General features: G+C 70.0%; 22 protein-coding genes and 2 pseudogenes. 18 read left to right on the top strand and 6 right to left on the bottom strand.

Going from position 1 to position 20,135, the window contains the following annotated elements; all coding sequences use genetic code 11:
• The 8 genes and pseudogenes from KUTG_RS50560 to KUTG_RS50525 form a co-directional block, all read left to right on the top strand.
• Positions 1 to 207, top strand: a pseudogene (locus KUTG_RS50560) (MarR family transcriptional regulator); the annotation flags it as partial.
• 129 nt (positions 208 to 336) lie between these two features.
• Positions 337 to 1,552 (top strand): annotated as a pseudogene (locus KUTG_RS50555) (class I SAM-dependent methyltransferase).
• A 56-nt stretch (positions 1,553 to 1,608) separates the two neighbouring features.
• A complete protein-coding gene (locus KUTG_RS50550; RefSeq protein WP_052396861.1) occupies positions 1,609 to 2,328 on the top strand; it encodes a DUF1295 domain-containing protein in 720 nt (239 codons plus the stop codon).
• Positions 2,325 to 2,774, top strand: a complete 450-nt coding sequence (locus KUTG_RS50545; RefSeq protein ID WP_043727167.1) for a peroxiredoxin — start codon at positions 2,325 to 2,327, stop codon at positions 2,772 to 2,774. The genes KUTG_RS50550 and KUTG_RS50545 overlap by 4 nt, the downstream gene beginning before the upstream one ends.
• Positions 2,775 to 2,890: 116 nt before the next feature.
• Positions 2,891 to 3,316, top strand: a complete 426-nt coding sequence (locus KUTG_RS50540; protein WP_052396415.1) for a hypothetical protein — start codon at positions 2,891 to 2,893, stop codon at positions 3,314 to 3,316.
• Positions 3,317 to 3,322: 6 nt separating this feature from the next.
• On the top strand, positions 3,323 to 5,416 hold the full coding sequence (locus tag KUTG_RS50535) for a (Fe-S)-binding protein (protein WP_043727166.1): 2,094 nt from the start codon (positions 3,323 to 3,325) through the stop codon (positions 5,414 to 5,416).
• 128 nt (positions 5,417 to 5,544) lie between these two features.
• Positions 5,545 to 6,306: an NPP1 family protein gene (locus KUTG_RS50530; RefSeq protein WP_043733657.1), complete on the top strand. Its 762-nt coding sequence runs from the start codon at positions 5,545 to 5,547 to the stop codon at positions 6,304 to 6,306.
• A gap of 354 nt (positions 6,307 to 6,660) precedes the next feature.
• The gene (locus KUTG_RS50525) at positions 6,661 to 7,242 is read left to right on the top strand and encodes a DUF1062 domain-containing protein (RefSeq protein WP_232241377.1); all 582 of its coding nucleotides are present in this window, start codon (positions 6,661 to 6,663) and stop codon (positions 7,240 to 7,242) included.
• Between the two features lie 324 nt (positions 7,243 to 7,566).
• Here KUTG_RS50525 and purN read toward each other — a convergent pair whose 3' ends face one another.
• The 4 genes from purN to KUTG_RS50505 all read right to left on the bottom strand — a co-directional run bounded on the left by purN (position 7,567) and on the right by KUTG_RS50505 (position 10,531).
• Positions 7,567 to 8,154, bottom strand: a complete 588-nt coding sequence (purN, locus tag KUTG_RS50520) for a phosphoribosylglycinamide formyltransferase (protein ID WP_043727164.1) — start codon at positions 8,152 to 8,154, stop codon at positions 7,567 to 7,569.
• A gap of 10 nt (positions 8,155 to 8,164) precedes the next feature.
• Positions 8,165 to 8,692 (bottom strand): D-alanyl-D-alanine carboxypeptidase family protein, encoded by a 528-nt coding sequence (locus tag KUTG_RS65610; protein WP_052396413.1) that lies wholly within the window; start codon positions 8,690 to 8,692, stop codon positions 8,165 to 8,167.
• Positions 8,693 to 8,793: 101 nt separating this feature from the next.
• Positions 8,794 to 9,609 carry an RNA polymerase sigma factor gene (locus tag KUTG_RS50510; RefSeq protein WP_043727163.1) on the bottom strand — a complete coding sequence of 272 codons (816 nt, stop codon included), beginning with the start codon at positions 9,607 to 9,609 and terminating at the stop codon, positions 8,794 to 8,796.
• A gap of 73 nt (positions 9,610 to 9,682) precedes the next feature.
• Entirely contained in the window at positions 9,683 to 10,531 is an 849-nt protein-coding gene (locus KUTG_RS50505; protein WP_255360995.1) for a haloalkane dehalogenase, read from the bottom strand.
• Positions 10,532 to 10,641: 110 nt separating this feature from the next.
• On the opposite strand from KUTG_RS50505, the gene KUTG_RS50500 reads away from it, so the two are divergent.
• The 7 genes from KUTG_RS50500 to KUTG_RS50470 are packed head-to-tail and all read left to right on the top strand — an operon-like array spanning position 10,642 to position 16,035.
• Complete coding sequence (locus KUTG_RS50500) at positions 10,642 to 11,235, top strand: TetR/AcrR family transcriptional regulator (RefSeq protein WP_043727160.1); 594 nt, start codon at positions 10,642 to 10,644, stop codon at positions 11,233 to 11,235.
• Positions 11,236 to 11,250: 15 nt separating this feature from the next.
• The gene (locus KUTG_RS50495) at positions 11,251 to 11,997 is read left to right on the top strand and encodes an SDR family NAD(P)-dependent oxidoreductase (RefSeq protein WP_043727159.1); all 747 of its coding nucleotides are present in this window, start codon (positions 11,251 to 11,253) and stop codon (positions 11,995 to 11,997) included.
• Positions 11,997 to 12,887 carry an ABC transporter substrate-binding protein gene (locus KUTG_RS50490; RefSeq protein ID WP_043727157.1) on the top strand — a complete coding sequence of 297 codons (891 nt, stop codon included), beginning with the start codon at positions 11,997 to 11,999 and terminating at the stop codon, positions 12,885 to 12,887. The genes KUTG_RS50495 and KUTG_RS50490 overlap by 1 nt, the downstream gene beginning before the upstream one ends.
• Entirely contained in the window at positions 12,880 to 13,770 is an 891-nt protein-coding gene (locus KUTG_RS50485) for an NAD(P)H-binding protein (RefSeq protein WP_043727155.1), read from the top strand. The genes KUTG_RS50490 and KUTG_RS50485 overlap by 8 nt, the downstream gene beginning before the upstream one ends.
• On the top strand, positions 13,770 to 14,642 hold the full coding sequence (locus KUTG_RS50480) for an ABC transporter substrate-binding protein (RefSeq protein WP_043727152.1): 873 nt from the start codon (positions 13,770 to 13,772) through the stop codon (positions 14,640 to 14,642). The genes KUTG_RS50485 and KUTG_RS50480 overlap by 1 nt, the downstream gene beginning before the upstream one ends.
• Positions 14,639 to 15,367: an SDR family oxidoreductase gene (locus tag KUTG_RS50475; protein WP_043727151.1), complete on the top strand. Its 729-nt coding sequence runs from the start codon at positions 14,639 to 14,641 to the stop codon at positions 15,365 to 15,367. Before KUTG_RS50480 ends, KUTG_RS50475 begins: the two co-directional genes overlap by 4 nt.
• 2 nt (positions 15,368 to 15,369) lie before the next feature.
• On the top strand, positions 15,370 to 16,035 hold the full coding sequence (locus tag KUTG_RS50470; RefSeq protein ID WP_043727149.1) for a nitroreductase: 666 nt from the start codon (positions 15,370 to 15,372) through the stop codon (positions 16,033 to 16,035).
• A gap of 1 nt (position 16,036) precedes the next feature.
• On the opposite strand, the gene KUTG_RS50465 is transcribed toward KUTG_RS50470, so the two are convergent.
• The gene (locus KUTG_RS50465; RefSeq protein WP_043727147.1) at positions 16,037 to 16,984 is read right to left on the bottom strand and encodes a GlxA family transcriptional regulator; all 948 of its coding nucleotides are present in this window, start codon (positions 16,982 to 16,984) and stop codon (positions 16,037 to 16,039) included.
• An 86-nt stretch (positions 16,985 to 17,070) separates the two neighbouring features.
• Between KUTG_RS50465 and KUTG_RS60135 the strand changes: the two genes are divergently transcribed.
• A complete protein-coding gene (locus KUTG_RS60135; RefSeq protein ID WP_157495377.1) occupies positions 17,071 to 17,244 on the top strand; it encodes a hypothetical protein in 174 nt (57 codons plus the stop codon).
• Here KUTG_RS60135 and KUTG_RS50460 read toward each other — a convergent pair.
• Positions 17,204 to 18,244 (bottom strand): LLM class flavin-dependent oxidoreductase, encoded by a 1,041-nt coding sequence (locus tag KUTG_RS50460; RefSeq protein WP_043727145.1) that lies wholly within the window; start codon positions 18,242 to 18,244, stop codon positions 17,204 to 17,206. The two genes, KUTG_RS60135 and KUTG_RS50460, sit on opposite strands and share 41 nt — an antisense overlap.
• A 159-nt stretch (positions 18,245 to 18,403) precedes the next feature.
• Here KUTG_RS50460 and KUTG_RS50455 point away from each other — a divergent pair, with 159 nt between their 5' ends.
• Together KUTG_RS50455 and KUTG_RS62740 are read left to right on the top strand one after the other, a co-directional pair.
• Complete coding sequence (locus KUTG_RS50455; protein ID WP_043727143.1) at positions 18,404 to 19,534, top strand: discoidin domain-containing protein; 1,131 nt, start codon at positions 18,404 to 18,406, stop codon at positions 19,532 to 19,534.
• A 97-nt stretch (positions 19,535 to 19,631) separates the two neighbouring features.
• Positions 19,632 to 20,135: ATP-binding protein (locus KUTG_RS62740; RefSeq protein ID WP_043727141.1), on the top strand; the 504-nt coding region annotated here is incomplete at its 3' end.

Raw genomic sequence — 20,135 nt, 5'->3', positions numbered from 1 at the left:
GCCGTCCGCGACAGCGACCCGACCGACCGCCGGGTGGCCCGGGTGTCGCTCACCGACGCCGGCCGCAAGCAGCTGGCCGAGTGGCAGCAGGCCCACGAGCGGCGCATCTCGGCCGCGCTGGACCAGCTCCCGCCGCAGGCCCGGGCGGCCGTCGCCGACGCGCTGCCGGCGCTGAACCTGCTGGTCGACCATCTCGTCACGCCCTGACCCGAACCGGCGACGGGGGCCGGCACGAACGCATGCCGTGACGGTAGTTGTGCAGAAGGGGTCCCCAGTGACAGTCGCTCTGACCCTCGCCGGGCTGGTGCGCCGGTTCCTCGTGAGCTGCCGGTGCGGCTGCGGGCGTGGGACGGCAGCGTGGCCGGCCCCGCCGACGCCCCGACGGTGGTTCCGCTCCCGGAAGGCGCTGCGGCGGCTGCTCTGGGATCCCAACGAGCTGGGTCTGGCCCGGGCCTACGTGTCCGGCGAGATCGACGTCGAGGGCGATCTGCGGGACGGCCTGTCCCGGTTCTGGGGTCTGGCCCGGCGCGAGGGCGTCGGCAAGGTGAAACTTTCAACGGCCGACCGCCTGCACGCCGTCCAGCAGGCACTGCGGCTCGGGGTGATCGGCATGCGGCCGGCGCCGCCGCCGGAGGAGGCGCGGCTGTCCGGGGCGGAGCACACCAAGACCCGGGACCGGGCCGCCATCGCCCACCATTACGACCTGTCCAACGAGTTCTACCGGACGCTGCTCGACCCGAACATGGCCTATTCCTGCGGGTACTGGACGTCCGCCGCACCGGACTACACCGTCGAGGACGCGCAGCGGGACAAGCTGGACCTCATCTGCCGCAAGCTGGGCCTCAAGCCGGGCATGCGGCTGCTGGACGTCGGCTGCGGGTGGGGCTCGCTGATCCTGCACGCTGCGACCCACTACGGCGTGCACGCGACCGGGGTGACGCTCGCGGCCCAGCAGCGCCAGTTCATCGAGGCCCGGATCGCCGAGCGGGGGCTGGAGGGCCGGGTCGAGGTGCGGCTCCAGGACTACCGCGACATCCCCGACACCGGTTTCGACGCCATCGGGACCGTCGAGATGGGCGAGCACGTCGGCCTGGGCAACTACCCGACCTACGCTGCGCAGCTGTTCCGCCTGCTCAAGCCCGAGGGGCGGCTGCTGCTCCAGCAGATGTCACGGGTGGCGAGCGCGCCCAAGGCACCCGGCGGCGGCTCCTTCATCGAGCGCTACGTGGCCCCCGACATGCACATGCGGCCGGTCGGCGAGACCATCGCCATGCTGGAGCGGGCCGGCCTCGAGGTGCGGGACGTCGAGGCGATGCGTGAGCACTACGTCTGGACCGTGGACGCCTGGGCGCGGACCCTGGAGGAACGGGCCGCCGAGCTGACCGCGTTGGTCGGTGAGGGGCAGCTGCGGGTGTGGCGGCTGTACTTCGCCGGTGGCGCGCTGGCGTTCCAGGAGAACCGGATGGGCGTGGACCAGATCCTCGCCGTCCGGCCCACGACGTCCGGCGGGAGCGGCATGCCGAGGACCCGCCTTGGGGAGGTTGTCGCGTGAACCTGGCCGGACTGCTGGCCAATCTGGGCATCACCGCCGGCGCCGTGCTGGTGGTGATGCTGATCGCCCTCGGCGTGGCCGTCGCCCGCGGCCGGCACGACGGCGTGGACACGGTGTGGGGCCTGGGCTTCGCGGTGATCGCCGTGGTCGGGCTGATCGTCTCCGGCTCGGGCTGGCTGGTGACGGCCCTGACCGTCGTCTGGGGTCTGCGGCTGGCCACCTACATCCAGCTCCGCAACGGCCGCCGTCCCGAGGATCCGCGGTATGTGGCGCTGATGAAGCGGGCCACCGGCAATCCGCACTGGTACGCGTTCCGCAAGATCTACCTGGTCCAGGGCGTGATCATGTGGTTCGTGTCGTGGCCGGTGCAGGCCGCCCAGTACGAGAGCTCGCTGGGCCTGCTGACCTGGATCGGGGCGGCGGTGTGGCTGGTCGGCATCGGGTTCGAGTCGGTCGGCGACTGGCAGCTGTCCCGGTTCAAGGCCGACCCGGCGCACCAGGGCGTGATCATGGACCGCGGCCTGTGGCGCTACACCCGCCACCCCAACTACTTCGGCGACGCGACCGTCTGGTGGGGCCTCTACCTGATGGCGTGCCAGCACTGGGTCGGCGCGCTGACCGTGCTGTCGCCGCTGGTCATGACGTTCTTCCTGACCAAGGGCACCGGCAAGGCGCTGACCGAGCGGGCCATGGGTTCCCGGCCCGGCTACGCCGAGTACGTTCGCCGCACCAGCGGTTTCTTCCCGCTGCCGCCGAAACCGGAGGGATCCCGATGAACAACGGCGACCTGGTCGCGGACTTCGAGCTGCTCGACGACCACGGTGAGCCCCGGCGGCTGTCCGAGTTCCTGGCCAAGGGCCCGGTCGTGCTGTTCTTCTACCCGGCGGCGATGACCGGCGGCTGCACGGCCGAGAGCTGCCACTTCCGCGACCTGGGCGCGGAGTTCGAGGCGGTCGGGGCGCAGCGGCTGGGCATCTCCCCCGACGCCGTCGGCAAGCAGCGGGAGTTCTCGGCCATGAACTCGTTCGACTATCCGCTGCTGTCCGACCCGGACGGCGTGGTGGCCACCCAGTTCGGGGTGCGGCGCAAGTTCGGGCCGGTGCTGACCCGCCGCCAGACCTTCGTCATCGGGTCCGACAGCCGGGTGATCGCGTCCATCAAGAGCGAACTGCGCATGGCCGTGCACGCGGACAAGGCGCTGGAGGCGCTGCGAGCGGTCTGAGCAGCGGTTTTACTCCTTTCGACGTAGTCGGGACGGCCATTCGGCCGTCCCGATCTCGATCACCGGCATACGGATGGGAGTAGCGCGCCTCCCAACTCACCAGTAACCTCCGGTCTGTGGCCTTGATCACAACGGCGTCCTCGGTCAAGCGGGGCTTTCGGCACCCGTGCGTCTACTGTGGACTGCCCGTGCTCGTCGACCATGTCGGCGAGTTCCATCCGGGCCACGTCGTCGTCGACTATCTCGACAACAGCCCGTCCGGCCGTGGTTTGCCCGACTTGGTGCTGTTGCACCGTTTCTGCAACGAGCACCTGCTGCCCGACTGCGGCGTCTCGTTACGCCGGGCGCACCTGGGCTGGGCCACCGAGCAGTTCGAGGTCGACACCGGCTCGTCACTGCGGCACTACGACCAGCTCGGACTGCACAGCGCCCCCTGGCGCGGCTTCGAGCTGTACCAGCGGCACTGGCGGGTCCGGAAGATGCGCTACGCGTGCAAGGCATGCCGGTACTACGCCGGCTGGTTCCGACCGGAGTGGAGCTGAACCCCGTTGATCGTTCGTCTCATCCTCGGCCTGCTGATCACCGTCGCCGGCCTGGCGCTCGCCGGCCGACGGGTGCTCTGGCTGGCCGCCCTGATCCGGTCCGGGCAGCCCGCGTCGGGCCGCACCGACCGGCTCGGCGCGCGGGCCGCCGCCCAGCTGCGTGAGGTGTTCGGCCAGCGCAAGCTGCTCAAGTGGTCGGTGCCCGGACTCGCCCACTTCTTCACCTTCTGGGGCTTCGTCATCCTGCTGTTCACCATCGTCGAGGCGTGGGGCGCCCTGTTCGACGAGGACTTCGCGTTCCCGTGGATCGGCCGGCAGCCCTGGCTCGGCTTCCTGGAGGACTTCTTCACCGTCGCCGTGCTGGCGGCGCTGGCGACGTTCGCGGTGATTCGCGTGCGCAACGCGCCGGAACGCAAGGAGCGCGCCTCCCGGTTCTACGGCTCGCACACCGGGCCGGCCTGGCTGGTGCTGGCCATGATCGCCGGCGTGATGGTGACGCTGCTGCTGTACCGGGCCGGGCAGTACAACACCGGGCACTTCCCGTTCGGCGACAGCGGCTGGCCGTTCGCCACCTGGCTCGTCGCGCATGCGTTGGCCCCGCTGGGAACGACCGTGAACGCCGTGATCGAGACGGTGTTCCTGCTCGGCAACATCGCCGTGATCATGGGCTTCCTCGTGCTGGTGGTGCATTCCAAGCACCTGCACATCTTCCTGGCCCCGCTCAACGTGTCGGCCAAGCGGCTGCCCAACGCCCTCGGTCCGCTGCTGCCCGTGGAGTCCGGCGGCAAGCCCGTCGACTTCACCGATCCCGGCGACGACGACATCTTCGGGCGCGGCAAGATCGAGGACTTCACGTGGAAGGGCATGCTCGACTTCGCCACGTGCACCGAGTGCGGCCGCTGCCAGTCCCAGTGCCCGGCCTGGAACACCGGGAAACCGTTGTCCCCCAAGATGGTCATCATGGACCTGCGGGACCACCTGTTCGACCGCGCGCCGTACGTCATGGGACAGAAGGAAGGCGAACCCGTTCCGCTGGTCGCCACGGGCGGCATCATCGACCCGGACGTGCTGTGGTCGTGCACCACCTGCGGCGCCTGCGTCGAGCAGTGCCCGGTGGACATCGAGCACGTGGACCACATCGTCGACATGCGGCGCTACCAGGTGATGATCGAGTCCGAGTTCCCGACCGAGCTGGGCGCGCTGTTCCGCGGCCTGGAGAACAAGGGCAATCCCTGGGGGCAGAACAACAACGCCCGCCTGGACTGGGCCAAGGACCTCGACTTCGAGGTGCCGGTGATCACCGGCGAGCTGCCCGACGACGCCGAGTACCTCTTCTGGGTCGGCTGCGCCGGCGCGTTCGACGACAAGGCCCGGGCCACCGTGCAGGCCACCGCCGAGCTGCTGCACATCGCCGGCGTGAACTACGGCGTGCTGGGCAACCGCGAGCGTTGCACCGGCGACCCGGCCCGCCGCTCCGGCAACGAGTTCCTGTTCCAGATGCTGGCCCAGGAGACCGCCGGCCTGCTCAACGAAACCTTCGGCGAGCGTGAACCCGGCCGTCGCAAGATCGTCACCACCTGTCCACACTGCATGAACACACTCGGCCGCGAATACCCGCAGCTGGAGGGCAACTACGACGTCGTGCACCACACCCAGCTGCTGAACCGGTTGGTGCGCGAGAAGAAGCTCACGCCCATCCAACCGGCCGGCGGCGCCGCGCAGCAGATCACCTTCCACGACCCGTGTTATCTGGGGCGGCACAACAAGGTCTACGAGCCGCCCCGCGAGCTCGCGGCCGCGGCCGGCACCGCGCTGACCGAGATGCCCCGACACGGCGACCGCTCCCTGTGTTGCGGCGCCGGCGGCGCGCGGATGTGGATGGAAGAGCGGATCGGCAAGCGCATCAACCTGGAGCGGGTTGACGAGGCCCTGGCCACCGGGGCCGAGACCATCGCGACGGCATGCCCGTTCTGTCGCGTGATGGTCAGCGACGGCCTCGTGCAGCGCCAGAGCGAGGACATCGGGACGAATGTGTCCGTTCGGGACGTCTCCCAGCTGCTGCTGGAGGCCGTGCACCGGTCACGGGACGCCATCGGCTGACGGCTGATCGGGGTGTCGGCGGCGTGAACTCCCTTGGAACACAAGGGAGTCACCGAATTGTGCCTTGATCGGCCGGGCCGATCTGGGCATAGTTCTTTTACGCCGCCAAGAAACACCTAGGAGTGGATGTGCGCAAACTGTCCGCGCTCGCGGCTGCCTTGGGCGTCGCGGTGCTGACCTTGTCCCTGCCAAGCCCTGCCGGTGCCGCCATCCTCCACGCGTTGCCGCAGAACGCCGACGGGTGGGAGCAGTCCTTCTCGCCCGCCTACGACTACGATGGCGACGGCTGCTACGCCACCGCCGCCATCGGGTCCGACGGCACCCTCAACCCCGGGCTCAAGCTCGGCGGCGACGTCAACGGGCACTGCCACGACCCGGCCCAGCTGCAGAACTCGAACACGTACTCGCGCGAGAAGTGCAACGGCGACTACTGCGCGGTCATGTACGCGAGCTACTTCGAGAAGGACCAGGCAACCCTCGGTCCGCTGGCCATCGGCCACACCCATGACTGGGAGCACGTGGTCGTGTGGATCAACGTGGCGGCCAACCGGGTCGACTACGTGTCCACCTCGCAGCACAGCGGCTGGAAGTGGTACTCCGCCTCGGACGCCCGCTTCGACGGCACGCACGTGAAGGTCGTCTACCACAAGGACGGCACCAGCACGCACTTCATCCGGCTGGCCAACTCGAATGACGACCCGCCGGAGAACTACACCCACGGCTGGTTCTACCCCCCGCTCGTCGGCTGGAACGGCTACCCGGACGGCCTGCGCGACAAGCTGATGTCGGCCAACTTCGGCGACGCCACCATCAAGATCAACGACGGCAACTTCAACTACGGGCTTGAGCACTCGATGCCTCCCGGCATCAACTTCAACCCCAACGCCTGACCGCTTTCGCTCGACGGCCCGCCTCCGCTTCGGAGGCGGGCCGTTCGTTCACCCGCGAGTCCCGCTCCCGGGCAACCATGACCCCGGTCGGCGTTAAATCGGTTGTCCGTCGGCCTGCGGTTCCATGACCATGGCCGACATGTTCGTGTGATCAGTGGCTGTATCCCCGTTGAAGTCCGCCCTGCGCGGGCTTTCCCTCACGCGGCGTCGCATCCGACGTCGTGCCCGGCCGGTGTGCCCGCCTCACTGCGCGGCGCCGGCCGTCTGCCACTGATCCCCCCAGGGGCGCGTTCGGCGTGCCCCCGTGCTTTTTTGGAGTTCGGCCACCTCATGAGTCACCTTCGCGATACCCCCGTGCCTTCTGACGTCGACCGCAAGGCCCTGTGGGTCGTCCGGGAGCTTGGTCTGCCCGCCATCGTGAGGGGCTGCCCCTCGTGCCGCACCCAGCGACACCATCCCACCGGCAAGGTCCGGGTCAACGCCAGCGGCAAGCTCCTCGACGTCTGGCTGCTCATCGGCTGCGACCACTGCGGCCGCACCTCCAAGGTCCCCGTGCACGAGCGCATCCACGTCTCCGCCTTGGACCACGACCGTCTCGTCCGGTTCGAGAACAACGATCCCGCCATCGTGCGCGAGCTGGCCACGGACGTCTCCCTCGCCCGCCGCACGCCCTACCTGCTCGACTGGGCCGGCACCTGGGCGCTCGACACCGACCTGCCCTTCTACGACCTGGAAAGCCCCGACGCCACTGCCCTGGAGGTCGTCGTCCGCCTCGAACTGCCGGCCCCCATCCGCGTCGTGAAGCTCCTCATGGCCGGCTTCCACCTCAGCCGCTCCGCCGTCCGCCGTCTCGTCCTCGCCGACCGCATCCAGCTGCCGGTGTCCCCGGACGCCCGCATCCACACCGACTTCACCTTCCTCGTCCACCCCCTCTAACAACGCGAGTCACGCTCTCGGGCCGGCGAGTCCCGTCCTCGGGCCCACCCACCCGACGCAACCACGCCGGAAAATGCCCGAGGGCGGAACTCGCCCTGGCGCCCGAGAGCGTGACTCGCGGGGGTCTCCACCCACCCCCCGCGAGTCCCCCCTTCGGGCAACCATGTGTCGAGTTCTTTCCGCTACAGGAAGATGGCCGCGAACGACACAGAACCGGAAGTCAGGCGTGGGGTGGGCAAAGAGTGCCGACCGACGCCCGCGAAAGGGCGGGCGGGAGGCGGTTCTGAGGTCTTGTTCACCAAGCATCCGGCTCACATGGGCCACTCACGCCTGAGTCGCGAACTGCTGCACAACCTCCGGCAACAACTGGTGCTCGGCGACCAACACCCGCGCCGCCAATGTCTCGGCGGTATCCGAGGGCAGCACAGGGACTTCCCGCTGGGCGATGACTTCGCCGGCGTCGTAGTCGGCGGTGACGTAATGCACCGACGGACCGCTGACGGTGTCGCCGGAGGCGAGGACGGCCTGGTGGACGGCGAGGCCGTACATGCCGGGCCCACCGTGCCGAGGGAGCAGGGACGGGTGGATGTTGATGATCTGCCCGGCGTAGCGAGCCAAGGTGAGGGGTCCGAGCTTCTTCATGTAGCCAGCGGTGACAACCAGATCCGCACCGCAAGCCACCAGCGAATCCACCAGGGCCGCATCAAGCGCAGCCGGCACCGGATGCGTACGACCTGAGAGGTGGAGGGCCGGGATGCCCTGCACGCGGGCGTACGCGAGACCACCGGAAAGACTGTTGTTGCTGACGGCCAAACACACGGCGAACCGGGCCCCCGCAACCAAAGAAGCCGAGTGGAGGGCCCGGAAGTTGGAGCCGCCATGGGAGACCAACACCGCGACCTGCATAGCCATGCCGCGAAAGCTACAGGCGGTGGGCCGGAGTGCGGGGGTCGGGGCGCATTGCCGGACGGGAGTTTGTGCCGATGAACTGGGGCCAGTGCTCGAAGTGCCACCACTCGTTGGCGTAGGTGCGGTAGAGGCCGTAGCGGTGCCCATGGGCTTCGAGCCAACGGGCGCCCTCGCGCGGGCGGACGTCCAACGCCCGGCCCTGGACGTGGAGGGACTCGGTGGGAGGCAGAACCCATTGGCGGGCGGCGGATTCGCTGCCGTACTGGGCGACGGCCTCGTCGAACAGGAGCTGCTGCTCGGCCACGGAGCGGGCGCCGGAGGTGAGGCCGATGGTGAGCCCGTGGTTCCACAGGGCGTCGGCGCGGGCGGCGGCGAAGGCCACCCGGGCGCCGACGTCGAGACCGGACAGGTCCTCGCGGGGGAAGCGCAGGCCCAGGGCCCATTCGCTGGCCCGCTCCTCCGGACGCCAACGCCCGGCGAGCCGGTCGAGTGGGCGCCGCATGCCCGCGAGGCCGAGTGTGGCCAGTCGGTAGACGTCCATGGTTCCCTCCTCCGGCTATACACCCGAAGAATAGGAACGCGGGACCTGCGCTGACGTCATACCGGCAGCTGATCCGGAATCATCCCTGGGTAGCGCAACCCCTAGTCGAGCAGCGGGAAGGAGCCGGAGCGCAGCAGGCCGACGATGGCGTCGGTGCGGTCACGCGGCGCCGCGTAGTCGGGGTGGGCCCGCAGCACGGCGGCAGCGTCGTGCAGCCGGTGCAGCTGCGCGGCGGCCTCGCGGACACCACGGCCGTTGACGGCGTGGCCGACCAGAAGCGGCGCTGCGGGATCGATGCGTCCGACGGAGACGGCCTGCTCGACCCGGCGGGCGCAGCGGCAGAACCCGGCGGCGGTCACGACCCCGCAGGTCGAGCCCATGAACGCCCGCAGCCGCTCGCGGGCCCGCTCCAGCCGCTTCCGATACGCGGCGGCCGAGATGTCCAGCACCCAGGCCGCCTCGGTGGAGGTGAGCTCGAAGATGTCGCCGAGCACGTAGGCGACCCGCTCGGACCGCTCCAGGCACTGCAACACCGCCTGGGTGCACGACAGCCGCACCTCGTGCCCCAGCAGCTCGGCGTCGGGACCGCCGTAGTCCTCGGCCGCCAGGCCCTCGGCGAGGTTGGCGCCGAACTCGTCCAGGCTGAGCTCACGCGCCTCCTGCGGCGTCTTGCGCCGCAGGTTGAGCAGGTAGTTCACGCCGATCCGGTACGCCCAGGTCAGCAGCTTGGCCTCGCCCCGGAACGACGACAGGCGGGTGATCACCTGGATGAGGATCTCCTGGGTGGCGTCCTCGGCGTCGGCGGGCCGCCACACCATGCGCAGCGCCAACCGGTACAGGGGATCGCGCAGCTGCCGCACGATCTCCCCCAGCGCGTCCTGATCCCCGTCGACGGCACGGGCGACGACGTCACTCACTGCGGCACCTCGCTAGCGCTCGGTGTCCGCGTCCGCGGACGCTCTGCGTTGAATGATTCGCTCGCAAGCTCGCTCATGCCCACAGCCAAGAGGCGATGGCCCGGCCGATGGCCTCGGGCTGATCCTCCGGCGCCTGGTGCCCGGCCGGCCCGACGGACACCACCGTCGTCGCGGCGAAGGTCTCCTTGGCCCAGGTCGCCGTCTCCGCGGAGCCCATGCCGATCCCGTGCTCGACCGTCATCACGAGCTTCGGCACCTCCGGGGTCTCGGCCATCCACCGCCCGTAGGCGACGACGCGATCATGCACGTCGGCCGGCTCGCCGTCGAACGGGATCTCCCGCGGCCAGGCCAGCAGCGGACGGCGGGACCGCTCGTCCGGATAGGGCCGCTGGTACTCGTCGTGGTCGGAGACGGCGAGCCCCGACGCCACCCCGAACGGCAGGTTGAACTCGATGAACTGGTTGTCCCGCAACACCATCTGCTCCCCTTCGGCCGACCGCATGCGCCGGAACAGGTCCTGCCCCAGTGGCGGCATCTCGGCCCAGCTCAGCGGCCGCAGGAAGGTCTCCACCAGCGCCAGCCCGCGCACCCGGTCCGGGCGCCGCCGGGCCCGGTCCATGCCCAGCGCCCCGCCCCAGTCCTGGCCGACGATCACCACGTCGTCCAGGCCCAGCGCGTCGAACCATGCGTCCAGATAGCGCACGTGGTCCACGAACCGGTAGCCGATGTTCGGTTTGCCCGAGTCGCCCATGCCGATCAGGTCCGGCGCCAGGCACCGGGCCCGGTCGGACAGCACCGGCATGACGTTGCGCCACAGGTACGACGACGTCGGGTTCCCGTGCAGGAGCACGATCGTCGTGTCCCCCGCGCCGGCCTCCCGGTACGCCATGAACGAGTCCTCGACCTCGATGGTCTTCATCACGCTGTCCTCCCTGGTCGAACTGCCTTCACCTGGTTGGACACGTCCCCCGACCGGGTTGTGACATCGGGGCGGCCTTGACACCGTGACTCCTGCGGAGCAGGGTGGAAACTATGGAAACCGAAATAGTTTCCGACGTTTCCGAGCGGACCGAGGCGATCCTCGCGGCGGCGCGGCGGATGTTCCTGGGGCCCGGCCGGGTGAGCATGGACGACCTGGCCCGCGACCTGGGGATGAGCAAGAAGACGATCTACCGGCACTTCCCGGACAAGCAGGGCCTGATGACGGCGGTGCTGGACCGGCAGTTCGGCGTGATCGAGCGGCTCATCGCCGACGCGGCCCGCGAGGCGGAAGGCCGGCCGTTCGGGGAGCGGTTGCGGAAGTTCCTGGTCGCCGCGTGCGACGGCCTGTCGGCCATCGGGGCGGCCCAGCTGGCCACCGGCCGCGGGGACGCGGTCCTGCGCCGGCACGTGGAGCACCGCATCGACGCCGTGGTCTACCAGCCGCTGGAGGAACTGTTCCGAGAGGGACAACGGCAGGGAGTGCTGACGGCCCCGCCGGAGCTGCTGGGTGAGATCACCCGCGGCGCGGTGGAGCGGCTGCTGAACTCGCGGCTGCCGAGCCAACTCAACCGCACGGCCGCCGATCTTTTCCGCACGACGGTGGACACCGTGCTGTACGGGGCGATCCGAGAGGACCACCCGTAGTCAAGGGAGAACAGGATGACTGGGGAGAAAGTCGCGTTGATCACCGGTGCCAGCAGCGGCATCGGGGCGGCCACCGCCCGGCTGCTGGCCGAGCGCGGAATGCGGGTGGTGGTCAACTACCTGCACAGCAAGGACGCTGCCGAAGGAGTGGTGGCGGACATCGAAAAGGCCGGCGGCCAGGCGATGGCCGTGCAGGCCGATGTGCGTGAGGCCGACGCGGTCCGGGTCATGATCGACAACGTCGACGCGACCTGGGGAGGCGTGGATGTGCTGGTGCACAACGCGCTCACGCCGTACGCGATCAAGTCGTTCCAGGACATGACCTGGACGGAGCTGGGCGGCAAGCTGGACGACGAACTCAAGGCGGCCTTCGTGGTCACCAAGGCGGTCCTGCCGCACATGACCGGGCACGGCGGCCGCGTCATCTATCTGGGCACCGGCCTGAGCCGACGCCCCCGCGAGGGCATGATCGCGCTCGGCACGGCCAAGGCGGCGCTGACGCAGTTCGCCCGATACCTGGCCCAGGAGCTCGGTCCGCAGGGCATCACGGTCAACGTCGTCGAGCCCGGCCCGGTGGCGGAGACCAGGATCTCCAGCGTCATCGACGAGGAGCAGAACCACCGGCTGGTGGCGGCCACTCCCCTCGGCCGCCTGGCCCGGCCGGCCGACGTGGCCCGCGCCGTCGCCTTCTACGCCGGCGAGGACAGCGCCTTCATGACCGGCACCACGGCCGCGGTCAACGGCGGAACGGCGATGTACTGATGGACACTGTCGATCTCGCCTACGTCGGCCGCGGACCGCACGAGGAACTGGTCGCCCACATCGCCGACCAGGAGGACTTCTACGCCGACGAGGGCGTGCACGTCGTCCTGCGCGACGGCAGCGTCTGGGACCCGCAGCGGCTGCGTCGCGGGGCCACCATCGGGCTCGGCCGGACCGTGCTGTCCCGGCTGAACACCGGCATCCCCTGGGTCACGCTCACCGTCAACACGCACTGTCCGCTGTTCTGGTTCCTGGCCCGCCCCGGCCTCGAAACCCTGCAGGACCTGGCCGGCCGGCGGCTGGCCATCCACCCGCCGCACACCGGGCCCGGCGTCTTCGCCCGGATCGTGCTGCGCCGGGCCGGTATCGACCCGGATCGCGACATCCAGCCCACCGTCCGCATGCCCGGCGACTTCGGCATGGACCTGCGGTGGCTGCGCGCCGGCACGGTCGACGCCGCAGTGGTGGGCGACACCTTCGCGGCGGACGCGGTGGCGGCCGAACACGGCTGGCGGGTACTGGCCTTCGTCGGCGACCACTTTCGGATCCCCACCACCGGCGTGGCCGTCGACCCCACCTTCACCGACCCCGACGACCCGGCGATCCAAGCCCTCGTCCGCGCCCACCGGCGGGCGCTGAAGGTCATCCACGAGGATCCCGACACCACGATCAGGCACCTGGCGACCTTTCTCGGCGGACAGACCGAGGAGGAGGTCCGCCAGCACTATGCCAGGTACTACAAGCCGTATTTCACCACTGACGGCCAGGTCGACGAAGCCGTCGCCGCACAGGCGATCACTGCCGTCGCAGCCGAACTCGGTGTCCCCGCCACCTTCACCGCCGCCGAGTTCTACCGCACAGAACCGGTTGGAGCGACGACTCATGGCTGAGCACGGCACCGTAGCGGTCACGGGGGTGACCGGGGCGCTGGGCAGCCGGGTCGCAGCCCGGCTCGCCGAGCAAGGCGTCCCGCAACTCCTCGTCGGCCGCAGCCCGGAGCGTCTGCCCGAGCTGCCGGCGGCACAGCGGCGCGGTCCGGCGGCCTACGCGGACGCCGAGGCCATGCGCACGGCGCTCGAAGGGGCCGAGACCCTGGTCCTTGTCTCCGGTCACCGCACGGGCCGCCGGCTGGAGGAGCACGCCACCGCGGTCGAGGCGGCGATCAAGGCCGGCGTGCGGCGGGTGCTGTACGTGTCCCTGGTCGGCGCCTCTCCCATCGCCACCTACCTCAACGCCCGCGACCAGTGGCTGACCGAGCAGTTCCTGGCCGGAGCCGGGATCCGCCACACGATCCTCCGGGCCGGCATCTACACATCAACGCCAGCAGCCCTGGCCGACGAGGATTTCGTCGTGCGCGGACCGGGCGGGGACGGCCGCGCTGCCTTCGTCACTCACGACGACATCGCCGCCGTGATCACGGCGGCCGCCCTCGACGACCAGTACGACGGTGCGACGTTGGAGATCACCGGTCCCGAGGCCCTGACCCTGGACGAGGCGGTCACACGAATCGCCGCGGCCACCGGCCGGCCCTACCGCTACGAACCCGAGACCTTCGAGCAGGCCTTCGCCCAGAGGTGGCGGCGGGGCGTCAGCGGGACGCAGATCGAGACCTGGATCTCGTGGTACCAGGCGATCGCCCGTGGCGAGGTCGCCATGGTCACCGACGTCGTCCCCCGGCTCACCGGCGCACCGGCGACCGCCGTCGAGGACGCGGCCTGGTGGCCCTCCCCCAACACGGCCCGTGGAATCCCGACGCGCCAAGGAGAAAGCTGATGCACACCGTCGATCTCGCCTACGTCGGCCGGGGCATGCACGAGGAACTGGTCGCCCACATCGCGGACCAGGAAGGTTTCTACGAGGCGGAAGACGTCCGCGTCGCGCTGCACGACGGCGTCGCCTGGAGCGAGGAGCGGCTGCGTCGTGGCGCCACCATCGGCCTCGGCCGGGCGCTGCTTTCGCGCCTGACCAACGGAATCCCGTGGGTGGCGCTCACGGTCAACACCCACAGCCCGCTGTTCTGGTTCCTGGCCCGCCCCGGCGTGGAGTCGCTGAAAGATCTGGCCGGCCGACGACTTGCCGTGCACGCGCCGCACACCGCACCCGGCGTGTTCGCCCGCATCGTGCTGCGCCAGGCCGGCCTCGACCCCGACCGTGACGTCAACTGCCTCGTCCGCGCCCCCGGCGACTACGGCCTCGACCTCCGCCATCTCGCCGACGGCACGATCGACGCCGCCTACGTCGGCAGCACCATGAACCCCGAAGCCGTTGCCGCCCAACATGGTTGGCGAGTGCTGGCCTGGGTCGGCGACCACTTCCGGATCCCCACCGTCGGCGTCGCCGTCGATCCCACCCACCTCAGCCCCGACGACCCTGGCGTGCAGGCCGTCGTCCGCGCCCAGCGCCGGGCCCTCCACGTGCTGCACAACGACCCCGACATCACGGTCAAGCACCTGGAGACGTTCCTCGGCCGGCACACGCGCGAGGAGATCCGGGCCTACTACGACAAGTTCGTGGCCCCGCACTACACCACCGACGGCCAGGTCGACGACGCCGTCGCCACGCGGGCGATCACTGCCGTGGCGGCGGAGCTCGGCGTCCCAGAAACGTTGTCAGCAGCCGACTTCTACCGGAAGGACCTCCCGTGAAGATCGCAGTCATCGGCACCGGACTCATCGGCAACCAGGTGGTCGCGGACCTCGTCGCCGCCGGTCACGAGGCGACCGGTCACTCCCGCTCCACCGGCGTCGACCTTCTCACCGGCCAAGGACTGGACGACGCCGTGCGCGACGCCGAGGTCGTGGTGGACGTGACCAACTCGCCGACCTTCGACGACGCCTCCCTCGACTTCTTCCGCACGTCGGTGACGAACCTGTTGGCGGCGGCGGAGAAGGCCGGCGTCGGGCACATCGTCACGCTGTCCATCGTCGGCGTCGACCGGGTGCCGGAGATGGCCTACTACCGGGCCAAGACCCTCCAGGAGGACCTGGTCAAGGCCGGCTCGATCCCGTACTCGATCGTGCGGGCCACCCAGTTCATGGAGTTCGCCGAGCCGACGATGTCGTGGACCACCGACGGCGATGTGGTGCGGTTGCCGGCGACCCCGATCCAGCCCATCACCTCGGCCGAGGTCGCCGCCGCGGTGGCCGACGCCGCCGCGAACGCGCCTCTCAACGGCACGCGCAACATCGCCGGCCCCGACGTCTTCACGCTCGACGAGCTCGGCCGCATCACGTTGGAGGGCACCGATCGCCACGTCGTCACCGACGACACGGCCGGCCTGTTCGCCGTCATCAAGGGCGACGCGCTGCTCGCCCCGGCCGACGCCCAGCTGGCCGGCACCCACTACCGCGACTGGGTGCGGTCGAAGTGACCATGGACGTCTACGAGGCGGTCAAAACCCGCCACGCGGTAAGGAAGTTCGTCGACCAACCCATAGAGCCGGAGGTGCTCAGGCGGGTGCTGTCCGCCGCGGTCTGGGCGCCGTCCGGCTCGAACCTCCAGCCGTGGCACGCGTTCGTCGTCACCGGAGCACCGTTGGCGGAGCTGAAGAAGCGCATCGCGGAACGCATCGCCGCGGGCGAGGCGTGGGACGAGCCGCAGTACACGATGTACCCGGACGGGCTGAAGTCCCCGTACCAGGAACGTCGCGCCGATTTCGGCCGGCAGCGCTACGGCTCGCTCGGCATCTCCCGCGCCGACGTCGAAGCCCGGCAACGGGCCGCGACCGACAACTGGGCCGCATTCGGCGCCCCGGCGGCACTGTTCTGCTACATCGACCGTGAGATGGGGCGGCCGCAGTGGTCGGACGCCGGCATGTTCCTCCAGACGGTCATGCTCCTGCTCCGCGCCGAAGGCCTGCACAGCTGCGCGCAGATGGCGTGGGCCAAGTTCCACCGGTCCGTCGCGGAGGTCGTGTCGCCGCCGGACGACCTGATCCTGTTCTGCGGCATGTCGATCGGCTACGAGGACACCACCGTGGACCTGGGCCGGGTCGGCCGGGCGCCGCTCAACGAAACAGTGACGTTCGTCGACGGCTAGCTCATGCGGAGAAGGACCGGCGGTAGTCGGTCGGGGTGACGCCGATGACGCGCTGGAAGTGGTGGCGCAGCAGCGCGGGCGTGCCGAAGCCGGCCATCCGGGAGATCTCCTCGACGCCGTAGGAGCTCTGCTCCAACAGCGAGCGGGCGTGCAGCACGCGCTGGGTGGTCAGCCAGCGGTGCGGGGTGGTGCCGGTCTCGGCGACGAAGCGGCGGGCGAAGGTGCGCTCGGACATGGCGGCACGGGAGGCGAGCTCGGCGACCGAGTGCTCCTCGGTCAGGGTTTCCAGCATCCACAGCAGGACGGGCTGGAGGCTGTCGGCGGTGCACTCGGGCACGGGCATCTCGACGAACTGCCGCTGGCCGCCCTCCCGCTGCGGGGCGACGACCATGCGCCGCGCGATCAGGGCGGCGACGCGGGAGCCGAGTTCGCGGCGGACGATGTGGAGGCAGGCGTCGATGCCTGCGGCGGTGCCGGCGCTGGTGACGAGATTGCCGTCGTCGACGTAGAGCACATCGGCGTCGACGCGGGCCTTGGCGAACCGGCGCTGGAACTCGTCGGCGTAGCGCCAGTGCACGGTGCAGGCGCGTTCGTCCAGCAGCCCGGCGGCGCCGAGCATGAAGCCGCCGCTGCACACGGACAGCACGGTCGCTCCCCTGGCCACCGCTTCACGCAGCGCGTCCAGCACGGCCGGCGGGTAGTCGACCCGAACCGTGCACGCCGGCACGGCGACCAGATCGGCGGACACCAGGTCGGCCAGCGGGCGGTCCGGCGTCAGCTGGATGCCGACGCTGGTCCGCACGGGCTCGCCGGGCCGCTCGGCGCACACCCGGAAGTCGAAGGGCGGCACACCGTCGTCGGTCCGGTCGATGCCGAACACCTCACACACCACGCCGAACTCGAACGGGGCGACCCCGTCCACGACCAGCGCGGCAACCGATCTCAGCACGCCACCAGCGTACATGGCAGGATTTTGCGCACCAGCGTCTCTCCTGCCACTGTTGGCAGGATTTACCTCAGAGCACACTTGGTGCCATGACGACGAACCACTTCACCCAGCGCCTGCGCAACGCCTTCCGCCGCGGCCCCGCGATGCCGCACCCCCGCCTCTACGGCAGCAGCGACATCGAGGACCGCGACCTCGTCCGGGTCCTGGCGGAGCTGCGGGTCACTCCCCAGCGGCCAGCAACTCGCGAACGAGAGGGATGACCTTCGTGCCGTAGAGCTCCAGGTTCCGCAGGGCGTCCTCGTGCGGGATGGTCCCGTTCGAGTACTTCAGGTCGAACCGCTGCACGCCCAGCGTCTTCACGGTCCGGGCGATCTTGCGGGCCACCGTCTCGGGCGAGCCGATGTACTGCGAGCCGTTCGCGATCTCCCCGTCGTACTGGGCCCGGGTCATAGGCGGCCAGCCGCGCTCACGCCCGATCCGGTCGTGCATCTTCCTGGTGTGCGGCCACACGAGATCGGCCGCTTCCTGGTCGCTGTCGGCGACGAAGCCGGGCGAGTGCACGGCCACCGGCAGCCGCTCCAGGCCGACCTGGTCCAGCGCCCGGTAGTACAGGTCCACGTACGGCTCGAACCGCGCCGGGTCGCCGCCGATGATGGCCAGCGTCAGCGGCATGCCGTAGCTGGCCGCGCGCACCACCGACTCCGGGCTGCCGCCCACGCCCACCCACGTCTTGATACGGCCGCTCTCCGTCTTGGGGAAGACGTTGGCGTTGGTCAGGGGCGGCCGGACCGTGCCCTCCCAGGTGACGGGCTGCTCGGTCAGCAGGTGGGCCATCAGGTCGATCTTCTCGCTGAACAGCACCTCGTAGTCGCCGAGGTCGAAGCCGAACAGCGGGAACGACTCGGTGAACGAGCCGCGGCCGAGGGTGATCTCGGCCCGCCCGTTGGACACCGCGTCCAGCGTGGCGAAGCGCTCGAACACACGGACCGGGTCGTCGGAGCTCAGCACGGTCACCGCGGTGCCGAGCTTGATGCGTGAGGTGCGGCCGGCGATCGCGGCCAGCACCACCTCGGGCGCGGAGACGGCGAAGTCGTCCCGGTGGTGCTCGCCGACGCCGAAGTAGTCGATGCCGACCTGGTCGGCCAGCACCGCCTCGTCGACGACGTCGCGCAACACCTGCGCGTACGACTTGCGGTTGCCCTCGGCGTCCACGGTGACGTCGCCGAAGGTGTCGACCCCGAACTCCACTGGTGCGGTCATGCCCTTCCCTTCTCCTGAACCCTCGTCCATCAAGCAGTTGAACGTTGAACCATCATCATCGCATTCCCGCTGTTTTCACCCATCACTGAAGTCACAGTGCTTCAGAACATTGATCAAAGCGCCTCCGACCAGCGGCGAACGCCCCTACGATCGCCAACCATGCACATCACGCGGCCGGCCGCGCGGCTCGTGGTCGCGGCGCTGCTGGTCTCGACGGGGACAGCCGGCTGCGCCCAGAGCAAGGTCCCGACCGACGCCAAGGTGACGCTGACCGGCAAGGTCGCCCGCCAGGACGGCTCGCCGGCCGGCAACCTGCGGCTGGCCCTGACCCGCATCCCGGACCTCGGCGAGCTGGCCTTCCAGGGCATCCCGGTCGCCGCCACACTGGGCACCGCATGCCTGGCCGACGACCCGCCACCGCTGTGCAAGCTGTTGCAGCGCACGGAGACCGACGCCGGTGGCACGTACACCGTCCACATGAACGGGTCGGACGTGCGGGGAACCTTCAACACCGCGACCAACTTCGACCTGACGGCCCAGCTCCCCCGCACCGGCTCCCAAGTGGACGGTCCGAGCGTGCGGGCCTCCTTCGAGATCCAGCGGCCGGACCTCACCGTGCCGCCGCTGCGGTTCTGGGAGCCCGACCACGTCACGGCCAAGGGCGACGCGAAAAACGTCGCGCTCGACTGGGCGCCTTTCAAGAATATGAACGAATACACCGCGCATTTCGCGGTCAACGGCCAGGAAATCTGGTCCGGCCCGGCCGAACCGTCGGCCACAATGGACGCTCGCGAGTTCGAGGACGCGAACGGCGTGGTGCACATCTCGGCCGCCGCGAGCGCGCCCGGCCCGGACACCACCTTCCAACTCTGGTACACGAGCCAGGGCATCGGTTTCCGCGGCACCGCCGGTGCGCCGGAATCCCGCGGCAAGCCCTGTGTGGCCGAGGGCCGGCCAGCCTCGTGCGCCCTCACCGACGGCTCCTTCGACCACCCGCTGGCCGACCCGTCCTGCGCCGACGCACAGTGCGCCGCCAACGGCTGGGTGTACGTCGACCTGGGCAAACCCGAGCCGGTCGGCACGGTCTTCGCCCGCGCGAATCCGGCCGGCGCGCTCACGGTGGACACCAGTGACGACGCCGTGAGCTGGACGACCAGGGCCGCCGCCGAGGGCTCGGACCGCTTCGTGAAAATCGGCTTGCCGTCAACGGTCACGGCCCGCTACGTGCGCGTGCGGGCGGCGGCGGGGTCCCGGCTGACCGGCCTGACCCAAGTGTCGGTCTGGCCCTGACTTCGTTCGGCCGCCGATCCATCCCACCATTTGTTCTCGACTACTTCCGCCGACCCCGGGTGCGTATTGTTTGCCGAACTGCGCTGAGGGGACATGAGTGACTGCGACCAGCCGCCCGATCGTCGGACGGGAACGCGAACTGACGCTGCTCAACGCGCCGGGTCCGGCCCGCCTGATCGAGATCGTCGGCGATCCGGGAATCGGCAAGACCAGCCTGCTCGGCGAGTTCGCCCGCGCCCGTGGCGGCGCGTTCGCCGGCCGGGCCACCGAGTTCGAGCAGCACGTGCCGTTCGCGGTGTTCCTGGACGCGCTGGCCGACCGGGTCGCCCGCCTCGACGACGAGGAACGCAAGCGGATCGGCGAGCCGGCGGTGGAGCTGCTGGCCTCGGTCTTCCACGGCGCCGACCCCAGCCAGGCCGATCTGCACGGCGTCGGCCGGCACCGGCTCTACCGGGCCGTCCGCACGCTGCTGGAGGTCGTCACGCCCGAGACGGGTGGCCTCCTGCTGCTCGACGACGTGCACTGGGCCGACGAGGGATCCGTTGGCCTGCTTGAGTTCCTGGTCCGCCACCCACCGGCCGGCCGGTTCCAGCTGGGCGTC

This window comes from Kutzneria sp. 744 (assembly GCF_000568255.1).
Classification (GTDB): domain Bacteria; phylum Actinomycetota; class Actinomycetes; order Mycobacteriales; family Pseudonocardiaceae; genus Kutzneria.
The sequence above is the reverse complement of the archived record's forward strand: the minus strand, read 5'-3'. Positions and strand labels throughout refer to the sequence as shown.

What these genes read in the sequence shown, in the direction of transcription:
- KUTG_RS50550 (WP_052396861.1), top strand. Translation starts at nt 1,609, where the DNA reads ATGCTGATCGCCCTCGGCGTGGCCGTCGCCCGCGGCCGGCACGACGGC.
- KUTG_RS50545 (WP_043727167.1), top strand. Translation starts at nt 2,325, where the DNA reads ATGAACAACGGCGACCTGGTCGCGGACTTCGAGCTGCTCGACGACCAC.
- purN (WP_043727164.1), bottom strand. Translation starts at nt 8,154, where the DNA reads ATGGCTATGCAGGTCGCGGTGTTGGTCTCCCATGGCGGCTCCAACTTC.
- KUTG_RS65610 (WP_052396413.1), bottom strand. Translation starts at nt 8,692, where the DNA reads ATGGACGTCTACCGACTGGCCACACTCGGCCTCGCGGGCATGCGGCGC.
- KUTG_RS50500 (WP_043727160.1), top strand. Translation starts at nt 10,642, where the DNA reads ATGGAAACCGAAATAGTTTCCGACGTTTCCGAGCGGACCGAGGCGATC.
- KUTG_RS50495 (WP_043727159.1), top strand. Translation starts at nt 11,251, where the DNA reads ATGACTGGGGAGAAAGTCGCGTTGATCACCGGTGCCAGCAGCGGCATC.
- KUTG_RS50490 (WP_043727157.1), top strand. Translation starts at nt 11,997, where the DNA reads ATGGACACTGTCGATCTCGCCTACGTCGGCCGCGGACCGCACGAGGAA.
- KUTG_RS50485 (WP_043727155.1), top strand. Translation starts at nt 12,880, where the DNA reads ATGGCTGAGCACGGCACCGTAGCGGTCACGGGGGTGACCGGGGCGCTG.
- KUTG_RS50480 (WP_043727152.1), top strand. Translation starts at nt 13,770, where the DNA reads ATGCACACCGTCGATCTCGCCTACGTCGGCCGGGGCATGCACGAGGAA.
- KUTG_RS50470 (WP_043727149.1), top strand. Translation starts at nt 15,370, where the DNA reads ATGGACGTCTACGAGGCGGTCAAAACCCGCCACGCGGTAAGGAAGTTC.
- KUTG_RS60135 (WP_157495377.1), top strand. Translation starts at nt 17,071, where the DNA reads ATGACGACGAACCACTTCACCCAGCGCCTGCGCAACGCCTTCCGCCGC.
- KUTG_RS50460 (WP_043727145.1), bottom strand. Translation starts at nt 18,244, where the DNA reads ATGACCGCACCAGTGGAGTTCGGGGTCGACACCTTCGGCGACGTCACC.
- KUTG_RS50455 (WP_043727143.1), top strand. Translation starts at nt 18,404, where the DNA reads ATGCACATCACGCGGCCGGCCGCGCGGCTCGTGGTCGCGGCGCTGCTG.